This is a genomic window from Kitasatospora sp. NPDC058478, from assembly GCF_042720345.1.
GTDB lineage: Bacteria > Actinomycetota > Actinomycetes > Streptomycetales > Streptomycetaceae > Kitasatospora.
Window position 1 is genome coordinate 14,718 of sequence record NZ_JBHXML010000028.1, and the last position, 24,659, is coordinate 39,376.

Here is a 24,659-nt window from a genome sequence, read left to right on the forward strand (position 1 = left end):
CTCCGTCACGCTGCTCAACTCCTTGGAGGCCAGCTGGGGATGACGCCCGGCACACCGGGGGGCCCTCGGGTATCACCGCCCGGCCCCACCGTGTTTCGGCGAGGTTCAGCGAGCCGTGCTCAGCCCTTCAGCCCGAGGGAGGGGAACAGGTCGACGAACGGCTGGGTGGTCACCGAGACGCTCCGACCGAACGGATCGTCGAAGTCCCAGATCATGAACAGCAGGAACGCGATCAGCGCGCTGAAGCAGCCCGCCAGGACCAACTCCCTCGGCGTGCGCCGAATCTGCAGCGCGAACAGCATGCCGACGGTCACCACGGCGCCGGTGATCAGGCCGAACCAGACGACCCCGGGCATGGTCGGCCCGGCGTTCTGCCCGCGCGAGTTGCGGGCGTCGTCGGCCTGGCTGATCCGGTCCATGATCGGCTGGTAGGACTGCGACTCCAGCTCGGAGGCCGGCGGCCGGGTGGCGACGTCCACCCGCAGCTTGTCCAGCAGTTCGGTGCCCTTGTCGGAGATCTCGCCGTTCTTGCGCATGTACTCCCACTCGACGTTCACCACGTACGAGACGTAGGCGTCCACGTCGGCCCGGACCTGGTCGCGGAACTCGGCCGGGTAGACCACCGCCCGGTCGCTCACCTCCTGCAGCGACTGCGCCTCCCGGAACAGGTCGTCCTGGGCGGCGCCGCGCGCCTCCCAGACGCCCGCGAGGGCGAGACCGAGGACGATCGCGTAGACCACGCCGATCATCATCGTGATGTAGTCGATGACGTCCGGCGTCTCGTCGACGTTCTTCTCGGTGCCCACCCGGCGGTGCCGCAGCACCACCACCGCCACCACGACGGCACAGGCCGCCGCCATCGCGATGGCCAACGCCAACCATTCGGACATGGGAACTCCCTTCTCTGGCTCGGCTTGTGACGGAACAAAGGGTCGGACTCGGCCCCAGGCAGGTCGGGCTCCAGGGCCGGACCGGGGGCCGGGGCGGGCCGCCTCGGTGGGGCGGTCAGGACCGCCCGGAACGGCCGCGGCCGCGTCCACGGCCCGGGCGCAGGGCTGCCGCCGCCAGGATGGCGGGCACGGTGACCAGCAGCATCGTGGTCGTCGCCGGGGCGTTGTGGTGGTGCTGCGGCGGGGCCGGCGGCTGCGCCGCCCGCACGTGGTACACCGGCTGCGCCGCCGGGGTCGGCCACAGCGGGCTCGGGCGCACCGGAGTCGGCGTGGCCGGACCGGGGGCCACCGGGTCCGGCGGGGGCGCGGGTGCCGCCGGGGCCGGCGCCGGGGGTGCAGGCGGGTTCGGCGCGGGCGGGTTCGGCGCGGGCGGGTTCGGCGCGGGCGGCGGAGCAGGCGCGGGCGCCGCCGGCGGTGAGGTGGGCCCAGGCGTCCTGCCGGGAGCCGGCGTTGTCGGCGCGGGGGTCGGCGACGCCGTGGGGACGGGTGCCGGAGTCGGACTGGGCTTCGACGTCGGCGAAGGCGTCGGGGTAGCGCTCGGCGTCGGGGTCGGCGTGGGGCTGGGCGTGTGGGTGGGGCTCGGCGTCGGGGTCGCCGTCGGGCTCGGGCAGGGGTGCGGGTGGTGATGGTGGTGGTGCCACCAGTCCCCGTGCCACCAGTCCCCGCCGTGGCCGCCGTCCCCGTCATGGCCCCCGTACCCGCCGTGCTCGTCGTCCGGGCGGCCGGGCTGTTGGCGGACCCCCGTGGTGTCCAAGGGTCGTGGTGAGGCCGGTCCCGGCGCGGCCTTCGGCGTGCGGCACGGGTGGTGCCGGTGCGGGGGCTTGGGGCCCTGGTGCCGCGCGTCGGCCGTCGGGGCGACGGTGACGCCGACCTGGACGTCCACGTCGACCCCGACGTTCACGTCCCCGCCCGGCCCGACCTGCACCGACACGTCCGTCCCGGTGCAGACGCACGAGTCGACGGTCGTGCCGTGCGGCTGCTCCCCGCCGTGGTGTTCGGTGCCGGACGCCGAGGCGCCGCCGACCAGGGCGCACATCGCGACCACGCCGACCGCGGCGCCGATCAGCCTGGTCCGCCGACCGGAGGCCGCACCCCCACCGCCGTCCAGCGATATCCGTCGGGACTGCCGGCGCTGCGGCATGGGCTCCACTCACCTCTCGGGTCGCCAGGGACGGGATCAGAACAGGGCGATCCGCCCGGCCCGCAGGAGGACGCGGGCAGGCGTGATCAGACGCGATCAGACGTGATGAGGCACGATCAGGCGGACGGCCCGCCTTCCGGGGGCGGGCCGTCCGTCATCAGGTCAAACGATCTTCGAGCCGGCCGGTTACGGCCCGGGCCCCTTGTCGGCCGTCCTCAGTGGCGGCGGTGCGCGATCTCGACGTTCTCCAGGACGCCGACCGCGTCCGGCACCAGGATCGCGGCCGAGTAGTAGGCGCTGACCAGGTACGAGATGATCGCCTTCTCGTCGATGCCCATGAAGCGGACGGACAGCGACGGCTGGTACTCGTCCGGGATGCCGTTCTGGTGCAGGCCGATGACGCCCTGGTTGTCCTCACCGGTACGGATCACCAGGATGGAGCTGGTGTTCTCCTTGGTGATCGGGATCTTGTTGCACGGCAGGATCGGCACCCCGCGCCAGGCCGGCACCTGCTGCCCGCCGAGGTCGACGTGGTGGGGGTACAGGCCACGGGCGTTGAACTCGCGGCCGATCGCGGCGATCGCGCGCGGGTGGGCGAGCAGGTAGTCGGGGTCGCGGCGGCGGTTGAGCAGCTCGTCCAGGTCGTCCGGGGTGGGCGGGCCGGAGTGGGTCTGGATCCGCTGGTCGAAGTCGGCGTTGTTGAGCAGGCCGAACTCCGGGTTGTTGACCAGCTCGTGCTCCTGGCGCTCGCGCAGCGCCTCGATGGTCAGCCGGAGCTGGTGCTCGACCTGGTTCATCGGCTCGTTGTACAGATCGGCGACGCGGGTGTGGACCTTGAGGATGGTCTGCGCGACGCTCAGCTCGTACTCGCGGGGCTTGAGCTCGTAGTCCACGAAGGCGCCGGGCAGCTCGAACTCGCCGTGGTGGCCGGCCGACATGGCGATCTCGGCCTCGCCGCGCTCGTTCTGGGCCTGCTGCGGCAGGGCCAGGAACCCGAGCAGGTGCTCCTGGAGGCTCTGCGAGTTGTCCCGGATGGCGGCGAAGTCGCGGCGGGTCAGGGTGAGCGCGACGCCGGCGGTGGCGGTCGTGGCGGTGAACTCCCAGGCGGCGTCCGGGTTCAGCAGGGCGTCGTCGCCGAAGCGGTCGCCGTCGCCGGCCACGCCGACCACGGTGTCGTCGCCGTACTTGCCGGTGCCGATCTTGTTGACCTTGCCGTGCGCGATCAGGAAGATCCGGTCGGCGGCCTCGCCCTGGGTGGTGAGCACCTCGCCGGGGCCGAAGTCGCGCTGCTCGCAGCGGTCGGCGAGGGCGGTCAGCACCTCCTCGTCCTCGAAGCCGCGCAGCAGGGCGAGCTCACCCAGCTCGGCGGGGATCACCCGGACCTGGGAGCCGGTCTTGATGAACTCGACCACACCGTTGCCGACGGTGTAGGTGAGCCGTCGGTTGACACGGTAGGCGCCGCCGGCGGCCTGTACCCAGGGAAGCACCTTGAGCAGCCAGCGGGAGGTGATCTCCTGCATCTGCGGTGCGGACTTGGTCGTGGTGGCAAGGTTGCGGGCAGCGGCCGTCGTGAGGCTGGACTGCTGCGGGACCTGCGCTGTCTCCGGGCTCGTGTCCACGGGCATCGGCAGGGGTCTCCATTCATCTGGTCGGATCACGCGGTCAGGGTCGGACGGCGACGGAGTCGTCCCTGCCCACCCCGACTGATGCCATGACGGATCATCAGACACGCGTATCGATGGGGGTGTTGGCGATTCATCGCGATCACGGCCACCGTCTCCCGGCGGCCCATCGGGAACCCTAGATCACCAGCGCCCGGCCGGACCCGCGCGGAGACCGACTACCCCCCGATAGGGTGAATCTGAAGCAGTCCCATTCCGCTCGGGCCCCGGGTCGCGAGAACATCCGTTCGCCACCGCGGATCCCGCGCGACCGACGCCCGCCCGCGACCGCCCGCACGCCCGGACAAAGCGGACAGGCGGCGTACCTCCCGTACGACATCGGCGGGAGCGGATCGTCAACGGGGGCGGCGAAACGGGGCAGGTCAGCTGCGCCCCGACCATGGGCACCGGCCCGCCACCGGGCTCCGGGCACGCGAACGGCCCGTCAGGTGCCGGGACGGGGGCGGCCGGCACCTGACGGGGGATCGGGGATGCGCAGTGGGGGTGCGACGGGGAAGCGGCGAGGGCAGCGCCGGTCGGGCGATGCGTCAGGCGCAGGCGATCTGGCTGCCGGGGATGCCGACGATGCCGGAGTTCTTGGCCTCGCCCCCCTTGTACTCGTAGTACAGGTAGGAGTAGAAGTCGATCCTGGTCGCCGCGCCGCAGGTCGAGTCCGGCGCCACGGTGTAGGTGACCGAGAAGCTGCTGGTGGCACCAGGGGCGAGCGGCACGTTGTACCGCGCGATCCCGCCGTGGACGTTGTCGCTGCAGCCGTTGGTCTGGGTGCCGCAGGCCGTGGCGGCGAACTTGAGGCCGTTCTCCAGACTGGTCTGGTAGGTCGGCTGAACGCTCTGGTACACGAACTGGATCGGCGTGTCGTACGGGTTGCTGAGCGTCAGGGTCAGGGTGAACTCGCCGCCCCGGACGGTCGTTTGCCGGTCGGAGACGGCCGTGAAGGGCAGCGGGGTGTCGGCCTGGGCGGGTGTGGCGGAGAGGAGCAGACCGACGGCGAGGGCCGGGCACGCGGCGAGGGCGACACGGCTCAAATGTGTTCTGCGCATGACCAAGGAGCGTAGGGCGCCGTACCGGTTCCGTTGCCCCGCTCCGCCCCGGTCCGTACCGACGCACGAGTCGGGGGCGGACACCGTGGACCAGCCCGGCCGCGTTCCGCCCCCACTCCCCCGCCCGGGGCCCTATGCTTCGCCCGCCGCCCCGGACGGCCACCCGAGGCCCGTCGCCCGGCGGGCCGGCGCCGGTCCGGCCGCCCCTGGCCCGGCCGGTTCAGGCGGGCGGCGGCAGGATGTCGCAGAGCGCGGCGAGCGCCGCCGGGTAGGCGTGGTCGGGCGGCGTGGCGTAGCCCACGACCAGGCCGTCCATGACCGGCATGGCCTCCGGGCCGATCCCCGGGTGCCGGAAGTCGGCGAGCCCGTCCAGGCCCAGGCCCCGGCGGGCGGCGGCCTGGAGCACCGCGTGCTCGGTGCCGGGCTCCAGCCGCAGGACGGCGTGCAGGCCGGCCGCGACGCCGGAGACCCCGACGTGCGGGGCGCTCGCCGCCAGCGCGGCCACCAGCTGGTCGCGGCGCTCCCGGTAGCGGCGGCGCATCCGCCGCACGTGCCGGTCGTAGCCGCCGGAGTCGATCAGCTCGGCGAGGGTCAGCTGGTCCAACGCGCTGGCCCAGCCCTCGCGTTCGCCCTTGGCGGCGAGCACCCGGTCGACCAGGTGGTCCGGCAGCACCATCCAGCCGAGCCGCAGCGCCGGCGACAGGCTCTTGCTGACCGAGCCGAGGTAGACCACCCGCTCGGGGTCGAGCCCCTGGACGGCGCCGACCGGCTGGCGGTCGTAGCGGAACTCGCCGTCGTAGTCGTCCTCCAGCAGCAGGCCGCCGCGCCCGCGCGCCCAGTCGACCACGGCGGCGCGGCGGCCGGCGTGCAGCGGTCCGCCGGTCGGGAACTGGTGGGCGGGGGTGAGCAGGGCCGTCCGGACGTCCTGACGGTGCGCCAACCCGCCGAGCCGGGCGCCGTGTTCGTCGACCGGAAGGGGCACGGTGGCGACCCCGGCGGCGGCCAGCAGCCCGCGGTGGAACCCCAGCCCGTACGCCTCGACGGCCAGCGGCCCGGTCGCCTCGGGCGGCAGGGCGGGCGCCCCGCCGGCGAACAGCAGCCGCAGCGCGTGGGCGAAGCCCGAGCAGACCACGATCCGGTCCGGGTCGGTGCGCACTCCGCGGCCGCGGGCCAGGTAGTCGGCGAGGGCGGTGCGCAGTTCGGGCCGTCCCTGCGGATCGCCGGGCCCGAAGGCCTCGTTGGGCGCCGCGGTCAGGGCCCGCCGGGCGGCGGCCAGCCAGGCGGTGCGCGGGAAGGACGCGGCGTCCGGCTGGCCCTGGCGCAGGTCGTGGACGGGCCCCGGCCGCAGGGAGGGTCGAGGGGACGGGCTCGGCGGGACGGGCTCGGCGCGCTCAGCGACGGCGGTGCCGGAGCCCTGACGGGCGGTCAGCCAGCCCTCCGCGACGAGTTCGGCGTACGCCTCGGCGGCGGTGTTGCGGGCCAGCCCGAGGTCGGCGGCGAGCGCGCGGTACGGCGGCAGCCGGGTGCCGGGGGCGAGTCGGCCGCTGCGGATCGCCTCGCGCAGGGCCGCCATCAGCGCGGCACGGCGGCCCCCGACGGCGGGGAGGTCGAGGTGCAGGTCGCTGCCGGTCGGGTGGGCGGGCCCGGTGGGGTGCGCGCCCGGCGTTTCCGTCATGGTCACGCACCCTACCCGCCGCCGCCCGGCCCCCTGCCGGGCGGCCCGGCCCGCGCTACGGCACCACGGTGACCGGCCAGCGGCCCGCCTTCACCAGGCGGACGGCGACCGAGCCGATCACCCGGTGCCCGGCCTGCTCGGAGGCGCCGACCACGACGGCGTCGGCACGCAGTTCGTCCGCGAGCTTGGCCAGCCCCGTATAGGGGTCGCCGCGCATGGTGAGGAAGCGCCATTCCACCCGCCACACCTCCTTCACGTGGTGCTCGGCCTCGCGCAGGGCGGACAGCAGCTCGTCCGCGATCTCCTGGGTGGTCTCCTCCACCGCCGCCCCGGCCAGGGCGGTGGCCGCACCCAGGATCGGCTGGACGTAGGCGACCGCGAGGGTGGCGCCCTGCCGGCGGGCCAGCCCGGCGGCGTAGGCGGTGGCGCGCCAGGAGGAGTCGGAACCGTCCAGCCCCGCCAGGATCACCTTGGGCCCGTCCGTCCCCAGTTCGAAGCCCGCGGGGGCCGCTGCCACCCCGGGCTCCTCGGCGCCGCCGACGGCCTCCACGTCCTCTGCATCGCTCTCGTTGCTCATGGCCCCGAGGCTATGCCCGCCACCGTGCGTGAGCGGAGGGGGCCCTCCCGGTGAGGGTTGTGGCGCGGGCCACCCGGGGCGCCGGACGGTGCGGCGATTTCGACACCGGGGGCTGGTGGGCCGTCACGCGCTGTCGACGATGTGGGCGGGCTCACAGGGCATGCGGCGTGACGCAGGCCACTTCGCCGGGTGGTTTGATCTTGCAAATGGTGGCAAATCGGTCCAAATCATGTCATTTCCTTGATCCTTACGACCGGTAACAGCCCCCTGACGTGCCTAAACCTCCAAATCCTTGAAACCGCCTCAATCGCCCCCGTACCTTCGAACTCGTTGCACCAAGCACTCCGCTCCGGTCGGCCTCACCGCCCCGGATCCGGAACGGTGCCGGACCAGGCGAGCAACGTGTCCCCCGAAACCAACGGCCTTCCGAGGGCCTGGTTCCGCACGCTCGCAGCCCCCTCCGAAAGGACCCGCATGACTTTCCGTAACGAGACTGCCGCTGCCACCACCACCGCCACCCCGAAGCGCCGCAACCGCGTCCGGATGGCTCTGATGGCCGGGGCGATCACCGCCCTGCCGGTCGCCGGCCTCGTCACGGCCACCAGCGCCTCCGCCGCGCCGGCCACCGTCTGGGACAAGGTCGCCTCCTGCGAGGCCACCGGCAACTGGGCCGTCAACTCCGGCAACGGCTTCTTCGGCGGCCTGCAGTTCACCTCCAGCACCTGGGCCGCCTTCGGCGGCACCGCGTACGCCCCGCAGGCCCACCAGGCCACCAAGGACCAGCAGATCGCCATCGGCGAGAAGGTCCTCGCCGCCCAGGGCCCCGGCGCCTGGCCGATCTGCTCCGTCAAGGCCGGTCTGGGCAAGTAGTCCCCACCCCTCGGCCCGCCTGTCCAGGGCCCCCGACGCCGCCGCACCCTCCCCGGGTGCGGCGGCGTCGTCGCGTTCCCGCCCGCTGCGGCCGACCACACGCCCGCGCAGCGCCGCACGGTGCCCGTTCCGCTCGTGCGCGAGCTTCCCCGGGGGCCCCGGCCGGGCCCCGGCGCGTACCGAGGTGGCGACGTTCCGGCCGCGAGCCGGTCACGAACCGATCCGGCGCACCGCACGGCAGGTACGGTCGGCTCGCCGGGACCGTAGGCGAATTCCACCGGGGGGATCATGCGCCGCACCTGGACCCTGCTCGTGCTCGTGGCCTCGCTCGGGCTGGCCGCCTGCGATCCGCACACCGATCCCGGCCGCACGCTGCCGCCGGACGACCGGCCCGGCTACGCGATCCCCGCACCCAGCCCGCCCCACCCGCCGATGCCCGAGCTGCGCGGCCAGACCGTCCTGGCGGCACGGGCGCTGCTGCCCCTCTGGTACCCGGTCAGCGTGCGGGACGCCGATCCGCGGGGGCGGGTCGTGGTGGTGCAGTGGGAGTGGCAGGTGTGCGGGCAGAGCCCGGCGGCCGGCGAGGTGCTGACCGGGCAGGTGATCGGCCTGACCGCGATGCGCGTCGAGGAACCCTGCCCGTAGCGCAGGCCTGACGGCCCCCAGGCCCTACGGCGTGCCCGGCCGGGGCGGGAGCGGCAGCGGGAGAGCAGGCAGGCCGTCGATGCTGGTGCCGACGTACTGCTTGCCCTCGCAGTAGGTGTTGAACTCCTCCTCGTCCTTGCGGCCGAAGTACTGCGCGTGCAGCTCGCGGTCGGCGCGGTAGTCCATCAGCGGGACGGCGAACCCGCAGGAGTCGCTGACCCGTTCGGCCCGCACGAGCACTATCGCCCGCAGCCCCGAACCGTCGACGGCCGGGTCGAAGCGGCCCAACAGCCCGGCGAAGCGCGGGTCGTCGCGGAACACCGGCTCGCCCCGGCCGTGCACCCGCACCACGGTCGGCGGGCCGTCGAAGGCGCACCACATCAGCGTGATCCGGCCGTTCTCCCGCAGGTGGGCGATCGTCTCGGCGGTGGATCCGCCGAAGTCCAGGTAGGCGAGGGTGAGTTCGTCGATCACCACGAGCGTGCCGGAGCGGCCCTTGGGCGAGACGTTGACGTGCCCGTCGGTCGAGACGGGCGCGGTCGCGACGAAGTAGACGGGCTGCCGTTCGATGAACGCCCGCAGCCTGCCGTTGATGCTCTCGTACTGCTTTCCCATGCCCATCAGTGTGCGCGCATCCCGCCTGGCAAGAAAGCATGATCCACTGAACGAGACGGCCGCTCCACCGGGGGCACCCGCAGGACGGCCGAACTCGGCGGCCCCGGTGCGCATTTGTCCAGAACGCCCGCTCCGCTGCGGCACGCGCCCCACCGGCCGCCGATACTGGGAACGTGACGACGGAAGCCCCCGAGACGTCCGCAGCCGCGGCCGACGAGGCCGCAGACCCGGCCGCAGACACCGACGCCGGCCTGATCGACGAAGCCGTCCGCGCCCGGCCCGCGCCCGCGCTGCGCCCGTACGTGGCCTGGTACTCCGGGTACCGACAGCGCGGCATCCCGCCCGCCCTGCACCGCGGCCTGCCGTCCCCGTACCTGACGTTCATCCTCACCCTGGACGAGCCGCTGGTGATCGCCGGGCACCCCGACCCGGCGCAGCCGCCCGGCAGCTACCCGACGCTGCTCGGCGGCCTGCACACCGGCCCGGCGCTGATCACCCACGACGGCCGGCAGTCCGGCGTGCAGATCGCCGTGCACCCGCTGGCCGCCCGGGCGCTGTTCGGGCTGCCCGCCGGCGAGTTGGCCGGGATCGACCTCCCGGCGGAGGAGGTGCTGGGGCGGCTCGGCCCGCGCCTCCAGGAGCAGTTGCAGTCCGCGCGCACCTGGTCCGAGCGCTTCGCCGCGCTGGACGGGACGCTGCTGCGGGCCGCCCGTCCGTCCGGGCTGGTGCCGCCGGAGGTCGGCTGGGCCTGGCGGGCGCTGCGGCGCAGCAACGGCGCCCTGCCGGTGGCGGCGCTGGCCCGGGAGACCGGCTGGAGCGCCCGGCACCTCCAGGAGCGGTTCCGCCGGGAGACCGGTCTGACGCCGAAGGCCGCCGCCCGGGTGATCCGCTTCGACCGGGCCCGCCATCTGCTGGCCGCCTCGCCGCCGCCCCTGCTCGGCGACCTGGCCGTCCGCTGCGGGTACTTCGACCAGGCGCACCTGGCCCGGGAGTTCCGCGCCCTGGCCGGGGCGGCGCCGAGCGTGTGGCTGGCGGCGGAGGGGCCGGAGGAGGCGAAGTTCCGAAACGTCCAAGGCGGGGCGGCTGCGGCGGCCGCAGAGTGGGAGGCGTAAGCAACCCGAGCCCCCGAGGAGACAGCCATGGACGGCACCGCCCCCGCCCCGCAGGTCTGGCCCAGCCTGCGCGCCACCGACGCCCGGGCCCTGATCCGCTTCCTGGTCGACGCCTTCGGCTTCCAGGAGGTCGTCGCCTACGGTGAGGGCGGGTTCGTCGCCCACGCCGAACTGGCCTGGCCGGAGGGCGGCGGCGTGATGCTCGGCTCCGACCGGGAGACGCCCGAGGGCGGCGCGCCCTGCCCGGGCCGGCCGGGCGGTTTCACCGCGTACGTGGTCACCGCGGACCCGGACGCCGTGCACGACCGCGCCGTCGCCGCCGGGGCCCGGATCACCACCGCGCTCACCGAGACGGACTACGGCTCGCGCGACTTCGCCGCCGCCGACCCGGAGGGCAACCAGTGGTACTTCGGCACCTACCCCGGTGCGCCACGGCCCGCCGCCCCCGCGCGGGGCTGAGCGGCCGCCGACGCCGGTGGACCGGCTGCGCCCCCGCCGCCGCCCGGGCAGACTGGCTGCGGGGGCCACCCACAGGCCCGCCCAGGCTCCGGAGAGCACCCATGCCGCAGCTCACGGTGGACGGGCGCACCCTCGCGCTCTCCCACCTCGACAAGGTGTACTACCCGCGCACCGGCACCCTCAAGGGCGAGGTGCTGCGCTACTACGCCGCCGTGCACGGCGCCCTGCTGCCCCACCTGCGCGACCGCCCGGTCTCCTTCCTGCGCTGCCCGGACGGCGTGGAGGCCGAGGTGTTCATCGCCAAGAACCCGCCGGCCGGCACCCCGCGCTGGGTGCGCACCGTCGAGGTGCCGAGCAGCGGCGGTGGCCTGCGCCAGGTGGTCCTCGACGACGGCGCCGCACTGCTCTGGGCCGCCAACCTGGGCTGTCTGGAACTGCACGTCCCGCAGTGGCACGCGGCCGCACCCGGGCTCGCCGACCGCCTCGTCCTGGACCTCGACCCCGGCGCGGGCGCGTCCGTCCTCACCTGCCGCACCGTCGCCGTCCTGCTGCGCGAGCGGCTCGCGGCGGACGGCCTGGCGGCCTGGGTGAAGACCTCCGGCTCCAAGGGCCTGCACCTGCTGGTCCCGATCGAGCCCACCCCCAGCGCCCGGGTCTCGGCGTACGCGAAGGCGCTCGCGGCCGCCCTGGAGGGCGACCGCCCGGAGCTGGTGGTGCACACCATGGCGAAGGCCCGGCGGGCCGGCCGGGTGCTGGTCGACTGGTCGCAGAACAACGCCAGGAAGACCACCGCCGCGCCGTACACCCTCCGGGCCAGGCCGCTGCCGACGGTCTCCACCCCGCTGTCCTGGGCCGAGCTGGAGCGCGCCGCGACGGCGGACGACCTGGTGTTCACCCTCGCCGAGGTGCCGGAGCGCCTCGCCGCCAACGGCGACCTGTTCGCCCCGCTGCTGGACCCGGAGCGGGCCCGACCGCTCCCCGCCGGCCCGGCGACCCGGCAGGAGCAGACCCGCCAGGAGCAGCCCCGCCAGGTGCTCCACCCGCCCGTCGAGGTGATGCGCCCCGCCGCCGTCACCGCCGTCCCGCCCGCCGACGGCCTGGGCGGCGCGGGCGTGCAGTACGAGCTGAAGCTGGACGGCTTCCGCTGCGTCGCCTTCGCCCGCGGCGCCCGCCCGCCCGTCCTGCAGTCCCGCACCGGCCGCGACCTCGCCCCCGAGTTCCCACCGATCGCCGCCGCCGTCGCCCGGCTGCCCGAAGGGCTGGTGCTGGACGCCGAACTCGTCGCCTGGCGGGCCGGCCGGTTCGCCTTCGGGGAACTGCTGCGCACCCGCCGGGCCCGGGCCGCCGCCCCGGACGTCGTCCTCGGCCTGATCGCCTTCGACCTGCTCGCCCTGCCGGGCCGCGACCTGCGCCGGCTGCCGCTCACCGACCGCCGCCGGCTGCTGCTCGCCGCCCTGGCCGACGTCCCGCCGCCGATCCAGCCGGTCCTGGCCACCACCGACCGGGCGGAGGCGCTGGACTGGATGACCCGCCTCGCCGACACCGGCGTCGAGGGCCTGGTCTGCAAGGCCGCCGGCTCCCCCTACCGCCCGCGCGGCGCCGGCCGCGCCTGGGTGAAGTACCGCCGCAGCGACACCCTCGACGCCACCGTCCGCGCCTTCACCGGTCCGGCCTCCCGTCCGCACGCCCTCGTCCTCGAACTCGACGACGGCCGGGTGCTCCTCAGCACCCCCCGGCTCACCCCGGTCCAGGCCCGCGAGGTCGCCGAGGCCGCCGCTCCCCTCGCCGGCCCGCCCGTCACCGACCCCGAGCACGGCCCGGTCCACCCCCTCACCGGCCCGCTGCGCGCCGAACTGACCCTCACCGGCCGCCCGCCCGCCGCCGCCTTCGTCCGGCTGCGCGGCGACTGACCGCCCCCCTGCGTACCTCGGGCCTCGGCTGACCCGGAACTCCCCAGGGCGGGACGCGGGTTCACCCCTTCCGGCGCTTCGCCGCGTGGACGAACTCGGTGACCAGGGTGTCGTTGAAGACCGGCAGGTCGGCGGGTCGGCGGCTGGTGACGAGGGGGCCGGGGCCGGCGCGGCAGACGTGCACCTCCTCGTCCACCCAGTGGGCGCCGGCGTTGCGCAGGTCGGTGCGCAGGCTCGGCCAGGAGGTGAGGGTGCGGCCGCGGACGGCGTCCGCCTCGATCAGGGTCCAGGCGGCGTGGCAGATCGCGGCGACCGGGCGGCCGGAGGCGCAGTAGGCGCGGACGAAGACCACCGCGGCCTCGTCCAGCCGCAGCGCGTCAGGGCTCGCGACGCCGCCGGGCAGGACCAGGCCGTCGAAGGCGGACGGCCGCGCCTCGGCGACGAGGACGTCGACGGCGAAGGTGTCGCCCGGGGCTCGATGCCGGACGGCCTGGACGCGGCCGGGCCCGGTGGACAGCAACCGCGGGGTGCCGCCGGACTCGGCCACCGCCTGCCACGGCGAGGTCAGCTCGACCTGCTCCGCCCCGTACGGCGCGACCAGGAAGGCGATCGTCCGGCCGGTGAGCGTGGTGGACGGCCAGCCCATGGCTCAGCGCCGATGCGGGTCGCAGGCAGAACCCAGATGGACGGCGACGGCCGGGGCGGGGCTGAGCCGGGCGCGCGGGCAGTCCAGGTGGACGGTCAGCTCCAGGTGGTCGATCCGCGACACCAGGGCGACCGGGACGGACAGCCGGGTGCCCGCCACCCAGGGCCCGGCGTCGATCAGCAGGTGGTCCCCGGTGTCGTGTTCGACCCGGCCGAGCGGGCCGTCGGTCGCCTGCACCTCGTACCCGGTCAGGCTCAGGTCGGCGGCGTGGTGGGGGCCCGGACGGTACTCCCACAGGTCGGTGGTCATCATGCCTCCGGTTGGTCCCAGGGGCGGCGTTCGCGGCGCTCGTCCCGGTCGGGGGGTGCGGCCCGGCGTTCGCCCCGGTCCCGGCCCGCAGTCCGGTCCCGGCCCTCGCCCCGGCCCGCGGCCCGGCGGCGCAGCAGCGCCGAGGTGGCGATCGCCGCCGCCACCGAGGCCGCCCACACCAGCCCGAGGGCGGTCAGCACCGCGGTGGTCGGGGTCCGCACGCCGATGCTGAGGCAGATGGCGGACATCACCAGGGCGGTCAGCACCACCCCGGCGGACAGGCGGCGCCCGACGCCGCGCAGCACGCGCCGGACCCGGCTCGGCGGCTTGGCGCCCATCGTGCTCAACTTCCGGTCGAGGCGCGTGTCCTGGCGCAGATCGGACTCGATCTCCTCAAGGAGCCGTCGCTCCCATCCGCTCAACGCGGGTCCGTCCATCTCGGTCACCTCCGACACTTCCGGTGACGTGCTCGCACCCGGGCGGTTGCCCGGTACGGGCAGGCGCTAACCGCTCAGGGGGCCGCCGGTTACGGCGTGTGGTGCGGCGCCGGCGGCGGCGCCCACGGGGCCGAAGGCCCGGGGACGGGCCAGCAGGCTGTCGTCCAGGACGCGCAGCAGGGCGTCGGCGTCGCGGTGGACCTCGACCGCGCCCGCCGCCCGCAGCTCGGGGCCGGCGTCCGCACCGGCCGCCAGGGCGACGCACGGCACCCCGGCCCGCCGCGCCGCCAGCACCTCGCGCACGCTGCCGGCCACCGCCACGGCGTGCGGCGGTGTGCCACCGACCAGTTCCAGCGCGGCCCGCACCGGGTCACGCCCGGGGGCGGTCACGGTCAGGGCCGGTGCCCGGCCCGGCCCGGGCCCGGTCAGCACGACCGTCCAGCCCCGGGCGGCGCACTCGCGCAGCAGTTCGGCGGAGCCGGCCGGCGCAGGGCGCCAATCGGTACCGAAGAGAGCCGCCGAGATCACCGTCATGGCCGACCGTTTCCCTTCCCGGGCCACGCACCGTACGCGCCCTTCCAGGTTAGGCCGCTCCCCCGCCGTGCGCGCAGCCTGCGGCCCACCGGTTTCCCGGCACCCGGAAGACCCGCTCGGCGGCCGGTCGGCGAACCCGGCTACCCGGCGTCCGGGTCGGTGGCGAGGCGGGCGTGGAGGTGTTCGTCGACGTAGTCGCCGTCGCCGTAGCGGTAGGAGGCCCGGGTGGTGCCCTCGTGGCGGAAGCCGCCGCGGACGGCGACGCGGCAGGAGGCCTCGTTGCCGACTCCGTGCCAGAGCTCGATGCGGCGGGCGCCGGCGGTGGCGACGGCCCAGCGGGTGACGGCGGTGGCGGCGCGGGTGGCGATGCCCCGGCCGCGGGCGGTAGGGAGCAGCCAGTAGCCGACCGTGGCGATGCCGTCCGACTGGTTGGTCCAGCCCAGGAAGGCGTTGCCGTGGAGGGTCCCGTCGAGGGCGTCGGTGATCGCGAAGGCGGCCGCGCGCCCCTCGGCCCAGCCGGTGTCGCAGCGGTCGAGGTAGGCCTCGGCGCCGGCCGGGTCGGCGATCCGCAGCGGGTTCCAGCGGGCGATCTCCGGGTCGGCCGCGGCCGCCATCAGGGCGGGGACGGTGCCGCCGGGCACGTCGAGGGCCCTGCCCCAGGGGCGCAGCGCGAAGTCGCCCAGGTCGAGGGTGGCGGGCCGCAGGACGCGCCGCTCGGCGGAGGTATCGGTGGTGCTCATCCGGCCTTCCTATCCCGCCCGCTCCGGTGCCCGCCAGCGAATTTTCCCGGCCCGGGATCCGCTCCCGCCGCCCGGTGACGTCCGGTGACGTCCGGTGAGCGGGACGGCGCACGGCGGGCCCGCCGTGCGCCGTCCGGACGGCCGGGTCAGACGATCCGGGACAGGTACCCGTTGTCGACCAGCCAGAGCACGTTCAGCTTGGCCGGGCCGCCGGGCACCAGGGCCGCGTCGAGCTGGTACTGCAGGCCCCAGCCGGGCTGGCCGAACCACGGGGCGATCGGGCCGGCGTGCACCTTGAAGGGCTTGACCACCTTGTAGTCGTGGTAGTTGCAGCCCGCCGGCGGGGTGCCGTCGAGGCTCTGCGGCGGGATGGAGCGGGTGGAGTAGGGCAGCCCCTCGGGGGCGAGGAAGGCGCCGTACTCGCTGCCGTAGCGGTCGATGTTCTGGTTCGGGTAGAGCGTGAGATCGAACTCGACCGGGGTGCCGTCGGGCAGGGTGACGTAGCCGTCGGACGGCGGGTAGATCCAGCCGCCGGCGCCGTTGTTGCCGGCCGGGTCGTAGTAGGTGGTGAGGAACTGCTGCTCGCTCAGGGAGCCGGTGCGCTGGTAGCCGACGAGTTCCCGGCCGACCCGGCCGGTGGTGGGCAGGTCGGCGGGGCCGAGCCGCTTGTCACCCTGGTAGAAGTCGGCGGAGCACTCGTCGGGGGGCGTGGCGGCCCGGGCGGAGCCGCCCGCGGTGGAGGTGCCCGCAGTGGCGGTGTCGGCCGCAGCGGCCGGGATGCTCGGGGCGATCAGGGCGGCGGCTGCGGCGAGTGGCGCGACGAGCAGGCGAAGGCGAAGGCGCACGGTGTCTCCGTCGTGAGGGGGTCGCACGGAGGGGGCGTCCCGCTCACCCTCCGTGTCCGTTTCGACACCAGGCAAGCGGATCAGCTGATCATCCGTCAACACGACTAGGCCGAAGGCGCACCGAATTCCCCGGTTCCGGCCAACCCCGGGACGCCGGACCGGTTCACCCGAAAGACTGGGCGGTCCGGCACCGACCCCGGCGCGCCGCGCAACCGCCCGTCAGCGCCCCGGCGCGACCCGCCCGATCAGGTGGAGCAGCCGGTCGAGGGCGTCGTTGGAGTTGGGCTCGGTGAGGTTGACCATGAGCCGGAACGCCACCTTCAGCAGCGCCGGGTGGCCGAGCCCGGCGGCGCCGGCCGCGCCGAGCAGCCTGGGCCGGCCGAGCAGGTCGGCGGCGAGGCGGCCGAGCGCGAAGTAGCCGGCGTAGGCGGAGCGCAGCGCCTGCGGGTAGGCGCGCAGGGCCAGTTCGCGGCCGCGGTCGGTGCGCCGGGCGAGGGCCTGGACGATGGTCTCGGCGGCGTAGCGGCCGGATTCCATCGCGTAGGCGATGCCTTCGCCGGTACCGGGGCTGACCGTGCCGCCGGCGTCACCGATGAGCAACAGGCCGTCGGCGTAGTGGGGTTGGCGGTTGAGGCCCATCGGGAGGGCGGAGCCGCGGACGGGCTCGGTGACGGCGTCGGGGGTGTAGCCGTACGCGGGCGGCAGGCTGTCGCACCAGCGGCGGAGCAGGTCGCGCCAGTCGAGGTCGACGTGGGCGGTGTCGAGGACGCCGAGGCCGACGTTCGCGGTGCCGTCGCCCATGCCGAACACCCAGGCGTAGCCGGGCAGCAGGCGGCGGGCGGGGTCGCCCGGGTCGCGCAGGTCGAGCCAGGCCTCCAGGTAGCGGTCCTGGTGGCGGGGGGTGGTGAAGTAGGTGCGGTAGGCGACGCCCATGGCGCGGTCGGTGCGGCGGTAGCGCTTCATCGCGACGGAGAGGCGGGTGGAGTTGCCGTCGGCGGCAACCACGACCGGCGCCTGGTAGCTGACGGGCCGGCACTCGTCGCCGAGCTTCGCGGTGACGCCGGTGATCCGGCCGCTCCGCTCGTCCACCAACGGGCCTGCCACGTTGGCCCGTTCGATCAGCCGGGCGCCGGCCGAGGCGGCCCGGCGGGCGAGCAGTTCGTCGAAGTCGGCGCGCCGGCGGACGAGTCCGTGGCCGGGGTAGGCGGACAGCTCGGGCCAGTCGAACTCCAGCGCGCGCCGGCCGGAGATCAGCCGCAGCCCCTGGTTGTGCAGCCAGCCGGCCTGCTCGGAGACGTCGATGCCGAGGTCGGTCAACTGCTTGACGGCGCGCGGGGTGAGGCCGTCGCCGCAGACCTTCTCGCGCGGGAACGCGGACTTCTCCAGCAGCAGGACGTCCAGGCCGGTGCGGGCGAGGTGGTAGGCGGCGGTGGAGCCGGCCGGGCCGGCGCCGACCACGATGACGTCGGCGTCCTCCTCGGTCCGGGCGGGCCGGGGGGCCCGGCCGCCGTCTGCGGGCACCTGCTGCTCTGGGCCGGGCATCACGCACTCCCACGGGGTCGGATCGGCTGCGGGCCCGACGGGGCCGCAGGGGGCCCCGGACGGACTCGGACAGGGTCATTCGGACGGGGCCATTCGGACGCGGCCGGACTCGGCGGTCCGAGACGGACGATAGAGAACCACGGCACCCGCCCGCCGCCCCGACACGCGGGCCCGCCCCGATGACCGGTCAATACCGGCCACCGGGGCGGGCGCGCGGTCACCCGCCGGTTCGGAGCCCGCCGTTGACCACCGCGCCGGAAACGGCGCCCGGCCCGTCGGCGGGCCGCCGTCCGGCACGCTCCCCCGGGAGACCACGGAGCCCCTGCCTCCGACGGCGGTGTCGGAGGCAGGGGCTCTGGGGAACTGCTGCGGCGGCGTCAGGGGTTGAGCGCCAGCACCACGTAGGCGGCCAGCACGGCGAGGTGCACGGCGCCCTGGAGCGGGGTGGCCCGGCGCGGGATGACCGTCAGGGTGCCGAGCACGATGGTCAGGGTCAGCAGCACCATGTGCGCCGGGCCGAGACCGAGGACGAGCGGGCCGGAGAGCCAGGAGGAGGCGATCGCGACGGCCGGGATGGTCAGGCCGATGCTGGCGAGCGCCGAGCCGAGGGCCAGGTTGAGGCTGGTCTGCACCCGGTTGCGCAGGGCCGCGCGCAGCGCCGCGATGGTCTCCGGCAGCAGGACGAGCAGGGCGATCACGACGCCGACGACGGAGTGCGGCAGTCCGGCGTCGTCCACGGCGTGCTCGATGGTCGGCGAGACGCCCTTGGCGAGGCCGACCACGGAGACCAGGGCCACGCCGAGCAGCAGCAGGCTGATCCAGGCGGCCTTGGCGGTCGGCGGCGCGGCGTGGTCCTCCTCGTCGAGCACCCGGCCCTCGGGGGTGACCGGCAGGAAGTAGTCCCGGTGCCGGAAGGTCAGGGTGGTCACGAACAGCCCGTACAGCACGATCGAGGCGGTGGCCGCGAAGACCAGCTGGGTGGTGGAGAACTGCGGGCCCGGGGAGCTGGTGGTGAAGGTCGGCAGCACCAGGCTGAGGGTGGCGAGGGTGCCGATGCAGGCGAGCGCGGCGCCGGTGCCCTCGGCGTTGAAGACGGCGGTCCGGTACTTGATCGCGGCGACCAGGATGGACAGGCCGAGGATGCCGTTGCAGGTGATCATCACGGCGGCGAACACGGTGTCCCGGGCCAGGGTGGCGGACTTGGAGCCGCCGTCGGCCATCAGCGTCACGATCAGCGCGACCTCGATCACGGTGACCGCCACCGCGAGCACGAGCGATCCGAAGGGTTCCCCGACCCGGTGTGCGATCACCTCGGCATGGTGCACGGCGGCGAGCACGGCGCCGGCCAGGAAGCAGGCGACGACGCCCACCACCCAACCGGGCAGGTCCCGGTGCCAGGTCAGGGCGAGGACGACGAACGACACCACCGGAACGACGACGGTCCATTGCGCGGTGGCCGCGCGGAGCTTCGTGATCATGCCGCCGAGCATCCCAGACCGGGGCCCGCCCACCCGGCTGACCGCGCCGGGATACGTAGGGATGTGGTACAACTCATCCCGTTTTGCCCGCTCACCCGCCGTAGTCGGCTAGGTACCGGAGCACCTTGTCGACGTGCGGGCGGACCCGTTCCGGGACACCTTCGGCGGCCGCCACCGTCTTGTCGCTGGTCCGGTAGGCGGCGGTGACCAGGGCCGGCAGGTCGCGGGTGAAGCCCCGGTGCTTGAGCTGCTGGTCCAGCCAGCAGACGTAGTTGCCCATCGCGGCGATCGCGTCGCCCGGGTCCAGGTAGGACTTGGGGCCGTCGTGGGCCGCGGCCTTCGCCCAGGCGTCGAAGACGGCGGGCGTCCACATGGCGATGCCGTACTCGCCGGTCTCCGGGCGGGCCGCGTTCGGGTCGAAGCCGCTCTCGGCCTTGAGCATCGCGGCCAGCAGCACCGGGGTGATCTCGGGCTCGGGGCAGCGCCGGGCGGCGTCCTCGATCATGCCGCGGTAGGCCACCGGGACGTCGGAGCCGGCCGGGATCGCGCCGGGCAGCGGGGGCGCGGCCGGATGGGCGGCCGGGTGGGCGGCCGACCCCGCGGCGGGTACTGCGGCGCCTTGCTCCGCGGCCTCCGGCTCGGGGGCCCCGGTCAGGACGAGGACGGTGGCGGCGCAGGCCAGCAGGCCGGTGGCGGCCCGCAGGGCGGCGCCGCGGCGGCAGGCCGGACGCGCGACGGCCCGGGCGACCAGCGCGGCGAGGTCGGTGCGGGCCCGCTCCTCCCGCCCGGGGGCCAGGCAGGCGGTGACCACGGCCCGCCAGGGCCCGGGCAGCGCCTCGTCCAGCCGCAGCGGCGCCGCGCCGCGCGCGTACGCCTGGGCGGCCAGCGAGCGGGCCCGGGCGGTGGCGCCGAGGAACGGGTGCAGGCCGCCGGTGAGCACCTGGTGGGCGATCACCCCGAAGGCCCAGATGTCGGCGCTGGGGCGCACCGCGACGCCGCGCGCGCCGGTGCGCTCGGACCACCACTCGGGCGGGACGTGGTCGGGCGAGCCGAGCGGCGGCGCGTAGGCGTGGGTGCCCTCCAGTTCGGCGGTGAGGCCGAAGTCCGCGATCTTGGCGGTGCCGTCGGACATCAGCAGGATGTTGGCCGGTTTGAGATCCCCGTGCACCCAGCCGCCCCGGTGCATGTGGGTGAGCCCGGCGCAGACCTCGGCGAGGACGCGTTCGGCACCGGGCACCGGGGCGCCGGGGCGGGCGGCGGCGAGGACGTCCTGGAGGCTGCGGGCGGCGCGTTCCATCACCAGGGCGACGGCGCCGTCCAGGCCGGGGTGGGCCGGGTCGTCGACGACCGTCACGGCGAGGGTGCGGATCAGGTGGGGGTGGTCCGCGCGGCGGCTGAAGCGCATCTCGCTGCGGGCGACCTCCGTCATGGTCCGGCGCTGGCCGGGGCTGAGCCGGGCGGGGCTGAGCAGTTTGACGGCGGCCGGGGTGCCGTCGGGGCCTTCGGCCGCGTACACGCTGCCCCAGGCACCGGCCCCGAGGTAGGCGCCGGTGCGGTAGCCCGCGAGCCGGTAGCCGGCCGGCACCTCGAACTGCCGCTCCGGCAGGGGCTGGTCCTTCTCCGGCACCCGCTGCTCGGACGCCGGCTCGTCGGGTACCGGCTCTACGGGTACCGGCTCTACGGGCGGCTGCCCGTCGGGCGGCTGGCCGGCGGGCCTCACGGTCGGGCGACCGGGCGCCGGGGCGGGAGCAGGGCCAGGTGCTCCTCCCGGACGAGGTCGAACTTCAGTGCCAGGGCCGCGAGTTCCTCGCGCTTGCCGCCGCCGGGTCCGTCCTCGTACGGCTCGCGCAGCCGCAGCTTCGTCCACACCAGGTAGTCGATGTGGTAGTTGACCGCCGAGCGGGTCAGCCCGTGGCAGGAGGGCAGGGCGCGCAGCCGGGCCAGCACGTCCGTCACACCGGGGACGACGGCGGCGGAGGGCGAGCGCAGCCGGGGCTCGCAGAGCGCGAGCAGCACCAGGAAGTACTTGGCGGTCGGGTCGAGGGCGAACGGGCTGACGGTGAGTTCGCCCTCGACGCCGCCTGGCCGACCCTCCAGGTAGGCGTGTTGCGGGGCGAAGACCTTGAACGAGGCGGGTTCGCCGAGGGCGGGCAGCAGCACCCGGGAGAACTCGAACGGGACGGGCGCGCCGAGCCGGCCGGGCGCCACCTTGACGTGCTCGCCCGCGCCCTCCAGGTTCTCCACCACGTAGGTGGCGGAGGTGCTGAAGTTGGACAGCCGCCAGTAGTCCTCGGCGGCGGTGACCTCCCCCGCGCGCCGGGAGACGCCCTGGTCGGGCAGCGGGATGGGGGCCGGGCGGCCGGGCTCGCCGCGCCCGAACACCGCGACCTCGCCGGGGCCCATCCGCAGCAGGCCGGGCGGTTCGCCGGGTGCCATCACGGGCCCCCGGTCGGGCAGTTGCACGATGACCGTGTCCACGCAGACACCTCCGTGGTTCGGGTCGATGCTAACGGCCCGATTCGCCCCGACGGCAGTTCGCCACTCGGACGAGTGAAGGGACACCGCCAACCCGGGCCGGGCGTCGCCGAGTTGCCCGCAGGCCTCCCACCTGGCGGTCCGTCGACCGCCCGACAGGCGGTTGCAGCACGTAGTTGAATGGTCACCTTGAGTGTGACGCAACACACACACGACATGACCACGTTCTGTGCAAGACTCATCTCAAGGAGTGAGATCCCCTTAATTTCCAAGGAGGTTCATATCATGCGCGCTCGGATCGCAGCTGTGACGATGATGGTGGCAGGGATAGCAGGCCTGGCGGCCGGACCGGCCATCGCGGCCCCGGCGACGACCGAGAACGAAGCGGTGGCCTGCGCCGCCGTGCTCAACACGCCCTGCATCTCGCACCAGCACGACGGCGAGGGCTTCTTCGGCGTCGCCCAGGTCTCCGCCGACTCGCGCCAGTTGACGATGGTTCAGGTCGAGGTGCGGACCCAGAAGGCCTGGGGCAGCCCGTGGGAGACGGTCGCCTCCGCGACCACCGTGCGCCTGGGCTCCGCGAAGGCGGTCACCCCGCGCGTCGTCACCACCGACCTGCGGATCATCTGCGCCACCGCCGGCCCGGCGCTGGAGGCGACCCGGCAGGTCACCACCTGTACCAACCCGTTCTGACGGGCGGCTCCCGACCCGTCCTGACGGACTGCGCCGCTCCACCAGCACCGAGGTCCTCGATCGACCCGACCCGATCCACCCCACCCGCCGGGGCGTCCGCGCCCCGGCTCCCGGGCAGGGCCTAGGGCCGGCCGCCAGCGCACCCGGCGGCCGGCCCGTCGGCATGTGCAGCCCCGCAGAGCGGCTCCGACCAGGGCCCGAGTGGACCTGGGGCACCCGTTCACGGCAAACTGGTCTAGACCTCAAGGGTCTAGACCAAGCACCCGGCTCAGAACGGTGGACCAGTATGGAAATCGTGATCGTCCCTGACGCCTCAGCGGCTGGCGAACTCATCGCCGCGGCGATCACCGATCTGCTGACCGGCAAGCCCGAGGCCCTGCTCGGCGTGGCGACCGGCTCGACGCCGCTGCCGATCTACCAGGCCCTCGCCGAACGGGTCCGCGACGGCCGGCTCGACGCCTCCCGGGCGCGCATCTGCCAGCTCGACGAGTACGTCGGCCTGCCCGCCGGCCACCCCGAGTCCTACCGTTCGGTGGTGCTGCGCGAGGTCGTCGAGCCGCTGGGCCTGACCGAGGACTCCTTCCTCGGCCCGGACGGCAACGCGACGGACATCGCCGCGGCGGCCGCCGCCTACGACCGCGCGCTGGCCGCGGCCGGCGGCGTGGACCTCCAGCTGCTCGGCATCGGCACCGACGGTCACATCGGCTTCAACGAGCCCTGCTCCTCGCTGGCCTCCCGGACCCGGATCAAGACGCTCACCCGGCAGACCCGCGAGGACAACGCCCGGTTCTTCGACAGCCTCGACGAGGTCCCGCACCACGTCATCACCCAGGGCATCGGGACCATCCTGGAGGCGCGCCACCTCGTCCTGCTCGCCACCGGCGAGGCCAAGGCCGAGGCCGTCGCCCTCTCCGTCGAGGGGCCGCTGTCCGCCGCCGTCCCCGCCTCGGCGCTGCAGCTCCACCCGCACGCCACCGTGGTGGTCGACGAGGCCGCCGCCTCCGGCCTCAAGCTCGCCGACTACTTCCGCGACACCTACGCCGCCAAGCCGGCCTGGCAGAAGCTCTGAGGTCGGCGGGCCCGTTCGGGAGGCAGTCGCCTTCCGAACGGGCCCGAACCGCATTCCTTTCCAGCAGCACCCGGCGGTCAGCGCCCGCGGAGCCAGTCGCCGAAGGCCGCCAGGGCGGGGCCCGGATCGCGGCGCCCCAGGCCGATCCGGAAGCGGTCGGCGGGGGCGGGCGTCAGGTCGGAGTGGAACATGCTCGCGGGCAGCAGCAGGACGCCCGCCTGCTCGACCAGCGCGGTGCAGAAGTCCTCGACCCCGTCCGCCCCGAGGTAGCGCGGGTAGGCGACGCAGCCGCCGTCCGGGGCGCGCCACTCGAAGAGGTCGCCGAACTCGGCGAAGAACGCGTCGAACCGCGGCAGGTTCTCCGCGATGATCGCGCGGTTGCGCGCCAGGATCTGCTCGCGGGCGTTGATCGCGATCCGGGCCAGCACCTCGCTCGGCGCCGAGTTGCAGATCGTGGTGTAGTGCTTGGCCCGCTCCAGCCGGGAGCGCAACTCCCGGTCGCGGCAGGCGATCCAGCCGATCCGCAGGCCGGGCAGGCCGAGCGACTTCGAGGTGACGTTGAGCGAGAGGGCGCGCGCGGAGAGGTCGGCGGCCTGCGGCAGCGCACGGGCCGGGTCGCGCTCCAGACCGCGGTAGACCTCGTCGGAGAAGAGCCGGATGCCGCGCTCGTCGCACAGCTCCACCAGCCGCGTGAAGTCGGCCGCGTCGATGACCTTGCCGGTCGGGTTGTGCGGGAAGTTCACCGACAGCACCCGGGTGTTCGGGCGCAGTGCGGCCGTGACCGCGTCGAGGTCGAGCGCCCAGTCGTCCTTCTCGTCCAGGGCGACGCCGGTCACCTCGCAGAGCGAGAGCGGGATGGTCTCGGCGGACTGGTAGTTGGGGGTCACCACCACGGCGTGGTCGCCCCGGTCGAGGAGCACCTGCATGGCGAGGTTGAGCCCCTCCTGCGCGCCGCCGAAGCAGAGCACGTCGTCGGCGTCGACCTCCTGGTACATCCCGGCGATGGCGCGGCGCAGCTCCGGATCGCCGTAGGTCTCGGTGTAGCCGAGGGCGAGGCCGTCCCAGGCCCGGCGGTCCTCGGGGCCGGCCAGGGCGAGGAGTTCGGCCATCGTCATGGTCTGGGCGTCGGAGGCGGCGAGGTGGTGGCGGGCGCTGAACTCCCAGCGCGAGAAGTAGGTTTCGAGCCGGAAGTCGGGGAGCCTGGTCATCTCTCTG

At 74.8% G+C, this 24,659-nt stretch carries 25 protein-coding genes and 1 pseudogene; 8 read left to right on the forward strand and 18 right to left on the reverse strand.

Annotated features, from left to right (window positions below):
* Window positions 1-119: 119 nt before the first annotated feature.
* The 6 genes from ACFWPT_RS17400 to ACFWPT_RS17425 all read right to left on the reverse strand — a co-directional run bounded on the left by ACFWPT_RS17400 (window position 120) and on the right by ACFWPT_RS17425 (window position 7,065).
* Window positions 120-890: a hypothetical protein gene (locus ACFWPT_RS17400; protein ID WP_380377020.1), complete on the reverse strand. Its 771-nt coding sequence runs from the start codon at window positions 888-890 to the stop codon at window positions 120-122.
* Between the two features lie 115 nt (window positions 891-1,005).
* Window positions 1,006-2,091 (reverse strand): hypothetical protein, encoded by a 1,086-nt coding sequence (locus ACFWPT_RS17405; protein ID WP_380482534.1) that lies wholly within the window; start codon window positions 2,089-2,091, stop codon window positions 1,006-1,008.
* A gap of 215 nt (window positions 2,092-2,306) precedes the next feature.
* Entirely contained in the window at window positions 2,307-3,716 is a 1,410-nt protein-coding gene (locus ACFWPT_RS17410; protein WP_380377025.1) for a family 2B encapsulin nanocompartment shell protein, read from the reverse strand.
* Between the two features lie 584 nt (window positions 3,717-4,300).
* Window positions 4,301-4,813 (reverse strand): hypothetical protein, encoded by a 513-nt coding sequence (locus tag ACFWPT_RS17415; protein WP_380482537.1) that lies wholly within the window; start codon window positions 4,811-4,813, stop codon window positions 4,301-4,303.
* Window positions 4,814-5,033: 220 nt separating this feature from the next.
* Window positions 5,034-6,488 carry a PLP-dependent aminotransferase family protein gene (locus ACFWPT_RS17420; RefSeq protein WP_380482540.1) on the reverse strand — a complete coding sequence of 485 codons (1,455 nt, stop codon included), beginning with the start codon at window positions 6,486-6,488 and terminating at the stop codon, window positions 5,034-5,036.
* Window positions 6,489-6,543: 55 nt separating this feature from the next.
* Window positions 6,544-7,065, reverse strand: coding sequence for a universal stress protein (locus ACFWPT_RS17425; protein ID WP_363377458.1), 522 nt, complete (start codon window positions 7,063-7,065; stop codon window positions 6,544-6,546).
* 474 nt (window positions 7,066-7,539) lie between these two features.
* Between ACFWPT_RS17425 and ACFWPT_RS17430 the strand changes: the two genes are divergently transcribed.
* Both ACFWPT_RS17430 and ACFWPT_RS17435 read left to right on the forward strand, forming a co-directional pair.
* Window positions 7,540-7,935: a transglycosylase family protein gene (locus ACFWPT_RS17430; protein WP_063350615.1), complete on the forward strand. Its 396-nt coding sequence runs from the start codon at window positions 7,540-7,542 to the stop codon at window positions 7,933-7,935.
* A gap of 288 nt (window positions 7,936-8,223) precedes the next feature.
* On the forward strand, window positions 8,224-8,580 hold the full coding sequence (locus ACFWPT_RS17435; RefSeq protein WP_363377459.1) for a hypothetical protein: 357 nt from the start codon (window positions 8,224-8,226) through the stop codon (window positions 8,578-8,580).
* A 24-nt stretch (window positions 8,581-8,604) separates the two neighbouring features.
* Here the strand turns inward: ACFWPT_RS17435 and ACFWPT_RS17440 are convergent, their stop codons facing one another.
* A complete protein-coding gene (locus ACFWPT_RS17440; RefSeq protein ID WP_380377034.1) occupies window positions 8,605-9,195 on the reverse strand; it encodes a pyridoxamine 5'-phosphate oxidase family protein in 591 nt (196 codons plus the stop codon).
* Window positions 9,196-9,368: 173 nt separating this feature from the next.
* Between ACFWPT_RS17440 and ACFWPT_RS17445 the strand changes: the two genes are divergently transcribed.
* From ACFWPT_RS17445 to ACFWPT_RS17460, 4 genes and pseudogenes are all read left to right on the forward strand, one after another.
* Window positions 9,369-10,307, forward strand: coding sequence for a helix-turn-helix domain-containing protein (locus ACFWPT_RS17445; RefSeq protein WP_380377037.1), 939 nt, complete (start codon window positions 9,369-9,371; stop codon window positions 10,305-10,307).
* Between the two features lie 27 nt (window positions 10,308-10,334).
* Window positions 10,335-10,766 (forward strand): VOC family protein, encoded by a 432-nt coding sequence (locus tag ACFWPT_RS17450; protein WP_363377462.1) that lies wholly within the window; start codon window positions 10,335-10,337, stop codon window positions 10,764-10,766.
* 101 nt (window positions 10,767-10,867) lie between these two features.
* Window positions 10,868-11,746: pseudogene (gene ligD, locus ACFWPT_RS17455) on the forward strand (non-homologous end-joining DNA ligase); the annotation flags it as partial.
* Window positions 11,747-11,821: 75 nt separating this feature from the next.
* On the forward strand, window positions 11,822-12,676 hold the full coding sequence (locus tag ACFWPT_RS17460) for a DNA ligase (RefSeq protein WP_380377090.1): 855 nt from the start codon (window positions 11,822-11,824) through the stop codon (window positions 12,674-12,676).
* 61 nt (window positions 12,677-12,737) lie between these two features.
* On the opposite strand, the gene ACFWPT_RS17465 is transcribed toward ACFWPT_RS17460, so the two are convergent.
* The 10 genes from ACFWPT_RS17465 to ACFWPT_RS17510 form a co-directional block, all read right to left on the reverse strand.
* Complete coding sequence (locus ACFWPT_RS17465) at window positions 12,738-13,322, reverse strand: type 1 glutamine amidotransferase domain-containing protein (protein ID WP_380377041.1); 585 nt, start codon at window positions 13,320-13,322, stop codon at window positions 12,738-12,740.
* 3 nt (window positions 13,323-13,325) lie between these two features.
* A complete protein-coding gene (locus ACFWPT_RS17470; protein WP_380482542.1) occupies window positions 13,326-13,631 on the reverse strand; it encodes a PRC-barrel domain containing protein in 306 nt (101 codons plus the stop codon).
* Window positions 13,631-14,068, reverse strand: a complete 438-nt coding sequence (locus ACFWPT_RS17475; protein ID WP_380482545.1) for a hypothetical protein — start codon at window positions 14,066-14,068, stop codon at window positions 13,631-13,633. Before ACFWPT_RS17475 ends, ACFWPT_RS17470 begins: the two co-directional genes overlap by 1 nt.
* A 66-nt stretch (window positions 14,069-14,134) precedes the next feature.
* Window positions 14,135-14,602 carry an HAD family hydrolase gene (locus ACFWPT_RS17480; RefSeq protein ID WP_380482547.1) on the reverse strand — a complete coding sequence of 156 codons (468 nt, stop codon included), beginning with the start codon at window positions 14,600-14,602 and terminating at the stop codon, window positions 14,135-14,137.
* Between the two features lie 140 nt (window positions 14,603-14,742).
* Window positions 14,743-15,342, reverse strand: a complete 600-nt coding sequence (locus tag ACFWPT_RS17485; protein WP_380377050.1) for a GNAT family N-acetyltransferase — start codon at window positions 15,340-15,342, stop codon at window positions 14,743-14,745.
* Between the two features lie 146 nt (window positions 15,343-15,488).
* Window positions 15,489-16,187: a TNT domain-containing protein gene (locus ACFWPT_RS17490; protein WP_380482550.1), complete on the reverse strand. Its 699-nt coding sequence runs from the start codon at window positions 16,185-16,187 to the stop codon at window positions 15,489-15,491.
* Between the two features lie 219 nt (window positions 16,188-16,406).
* On the reverse strand, window positions 16,407-17,729 hold the full coding sequence (locus ACFWPT_RS17495; RefSeq protein WP_380482552.1) for a geranylgeranyl reductase family protein: 1,323 nt from the start codon (window positions 17,727-17,729) through the stop codon (window positions 16,407-16,409).
* A gap of 377 nt (window positions 17,730-18,106) precedes the next feature.
* The gene (locus ACFWPT_RS17500) at window positions 18,107-19,207 is read right to left on the reverse strand and encodes a calcium:proton antiporter (protein WP_063351661.1); all 1,101 of its coding nucleotides are present in this window, start codon (window positions 19,205-19,207) and stop codon (window positions 18,107-18,109) included.
* Between the two features lie 91 nt (window positions 19,208-19,298).
* Complete coding sequence (locus tag ACFWPT_RS17505; RefSeq protein WP_380482554.1) at window positions 19,299-20,834, reverse strand: serine/threonine-protein kinase; 1,536 nt, start codon at window positions 20,832-20,834, stop codon at window positions 19,299-19,301.
* Between the two features lie 89 nt (window positions 20,835-20,923).
* Window positions 20,924-21,685 carry a serine/threonine protein kinase gene (locus tag ACFWPT_RS17510; protein ID WP_380482556.1) on the reverse strand — a complete coding sequence of 254 codons (762 nt, stop codon included), beginning with the start codon at window positions 21,683-21,685 and terminating at the stop codon, window positions 20,924-20,926.
* A gap of 282 nt (window positions 21,686-21,967) precedes the next feature.
* Between ACFWPT_RS17510 and ACFWPT_RS17515 the strand changes: the two genes are divergently transcribed.
* A complete protein-coding gene (locus ACFWPT_RS17515; protein WP_380339484.1) occupies window positions 21,968-22,375 on the forward strand; it encodes a hypothetical protein in 408 nt (135 codons plus the stop codon).
* A gap of 286 nt (window positions 22,376-22,661) precedes the next feature.
* Window positions 22,662-23,444 (forward strand): glucosamine-6-phosphate deaminase, encoded by a 783-nt coding sequence (locus ACFWPT_RS17520; RefSeq protein WP_063350602.1) that lies wholly within the window; start codon window positions 22,662-22,664, stop codon window positions 23,442-23,444.
* 77 nt (window positions 23,445-23,521) lie between these two features.
* On the opposite strand, the gene ACFWPT_RS17525 is transcribed toward ACFWPT_RS17520, so the two are convergent.
* Window positions 23,522-24,652 carry an aminotransferase class I/II-fold pyridoxal phosphate-dependent enzyme gene (locus ACFWPT_RS17525; RefSeq protein ID WP_380377058.1) on the reverse strand — a complete coding sequence of 377 codons (1,131 nt, stop codon included), beginning with the start codon at window positions 24,650-24,652 and terminating at the stop codon, window positions 23,522-23,524.
* Between the last annotated feature and the right edge of the window lie 7 nt (window positions 24,653-24,659).

Bases quoted from the DNA above. Each gene is read 5' to 3' on its own strand.
- ACFWPT_RS17495 (WP_380482552.1), bottom strand. From the start codon at position 17,729: ATGCCCGGCCCAGAGCAGCAGGTGCCCGCAGACGGCGGCCGGGCCCCC.
- ACFWPT_RS17475 (WP_380482545.1), bottom strand. From the start codon at position 14,068: ATGGACGGACCCGCGTTGAGCGGATGGGAGCGACGGCTCCTTGAGGAG.
- ACFWPT_RS17500 (WP_063351661.1), bottom strand. From the start codon at position 19,207: ATGATCACGAAGCTCCGCGCGGCCACCGCGCAATGGACCGTCGTCGTT.
- ACFWPT_RS17450 (WP_363377462.1), top strand. From the start codon at position 10,335: ATGGACGGCACCGCCCCCGCCCCGCAGGTCTGGCCCAGCCTGCGCGCC.
- ACFWPT_RS17470 (WP_380482542.1), bottom strand. From the start codon at position 13,631: ATGACCACCGACCTGTGGGAGTACCGTCCGGGCCCCCACCACGCCGCC.
- ACFWPT_RS17410 (WP_380377025.1), bottom strand. From the start codon at position 3,716: ATGCCCGTGGACACGAGCCCGGAGACAGCGCAGGTCCCGCAGCAGTCC.
- ACFWPT_RS17465 (WP_380377041.1), bottom strand. From the start codon at position 13,322: ATGGGCTGGCCGTCCACCACGCTCACCGGCCGGACGATCGCCTTCCTG.
- ACFWPT_RS17405 (WP_380482534.1), bottom strand. From the start codon at position 2,091: ATGCCGCAGCGCCGGCAGTCCCGACGGATATCGCTGGACGGCGGTGGG.
- ACFWPT_RS17525 (WP_380377058.1), bottom strand. From the start codon at position 24,652: ATGACCAGGCTCCCCGACTTCCGGCTCGAAACCTACTTCTCGCGCTGG.
- ACFWPT_RS17460 (WP_380377090.1), top strand. From the start codon at position 11,822: ATGCGCCCCGCCGCCGTCACCGCCGTCCCGCCCGCCGACGGCCTGGGC.
- ACFWPT_RS17420 (WP_380482540.1), bottom strand. From the start codon at position 6,488: ATGACGGAAACGCCGGGCGCGCACCCCACCGGGCCCGCCCACCCGACC.
- ACFWPT_RS17435 (WP_363377459.1), top strand. From the start codon at position 8,224: ATGCGCCGCACCTGGACCCTGCTCGTGCTCGTGGCCTCGCTCGGGCTG.
- ACFWPT_RS17440 (WP_380377034.1), bottom strand. From the start codon at position 9,195: ATGGGAAAGCAGTACGAGAGCATCAACGGCAGGCTGCGGGCGTTCATC.
- ACFWPT_RS17485 (WP_380377050.1), bottom strand. From the start codon at position 15,342: ATGAGCACCACCGATACCTCCGCCGAGCGGCGCGTCCTGCGGCCCGCC.
- ACFWPT_RS17515 (WP_380339484.1), top strand. From the start codon at position 21,968: ATGCGCGCTCGGATCGCAGCTGTGACGATGATGGTGGCAGGGATAGCA.
- ACFWPT_RS17480 (WP_380482547.1), bottom strand. From the start codon at position 14,602: ATGACGGTGATCTCGGCGGCTCTCTTCGGTACCGATTGGCGCCCTGCG.
- ACFWPT_RS17425 (WP_363377458.1), bottom strand. From the start codon at position 7,065: ATGAGCAACGAGAGCGATGCAGAGGACGTGGAGGCCGTCGGCGGCGCC.
- ACFWPT_RS17400 (WP_380377020.1), bottom strand. From the start codon at position 890: ATGTCCGAATGGTTGGCGTTGGCCATCGCGATGGCGGCGGCCTGTGCC.
- ACFWPT_RS17520 (WP_063350602.1), top strand. From the start codon at position 22,662: ATGGAAATCGTGATCGTCCCTGACGCCTCAGCGGCTGGCGAACTCATC.
- ACFWPT_RS17415 (WP_380482537.1), bottom strand. From the start codon at position 4,813: ATGCGCAGAACACATTTGAGCCGTGTCGCCCTCGCCGCGTGCCCGGCC.
- ACFWPT_RS17430 (WP_063350615.1), top strand. From the start codon at position 7,540: ATGACTTTCCGTAACGAGACTGCCGCTGCCACCACCACCGCCACCCCG.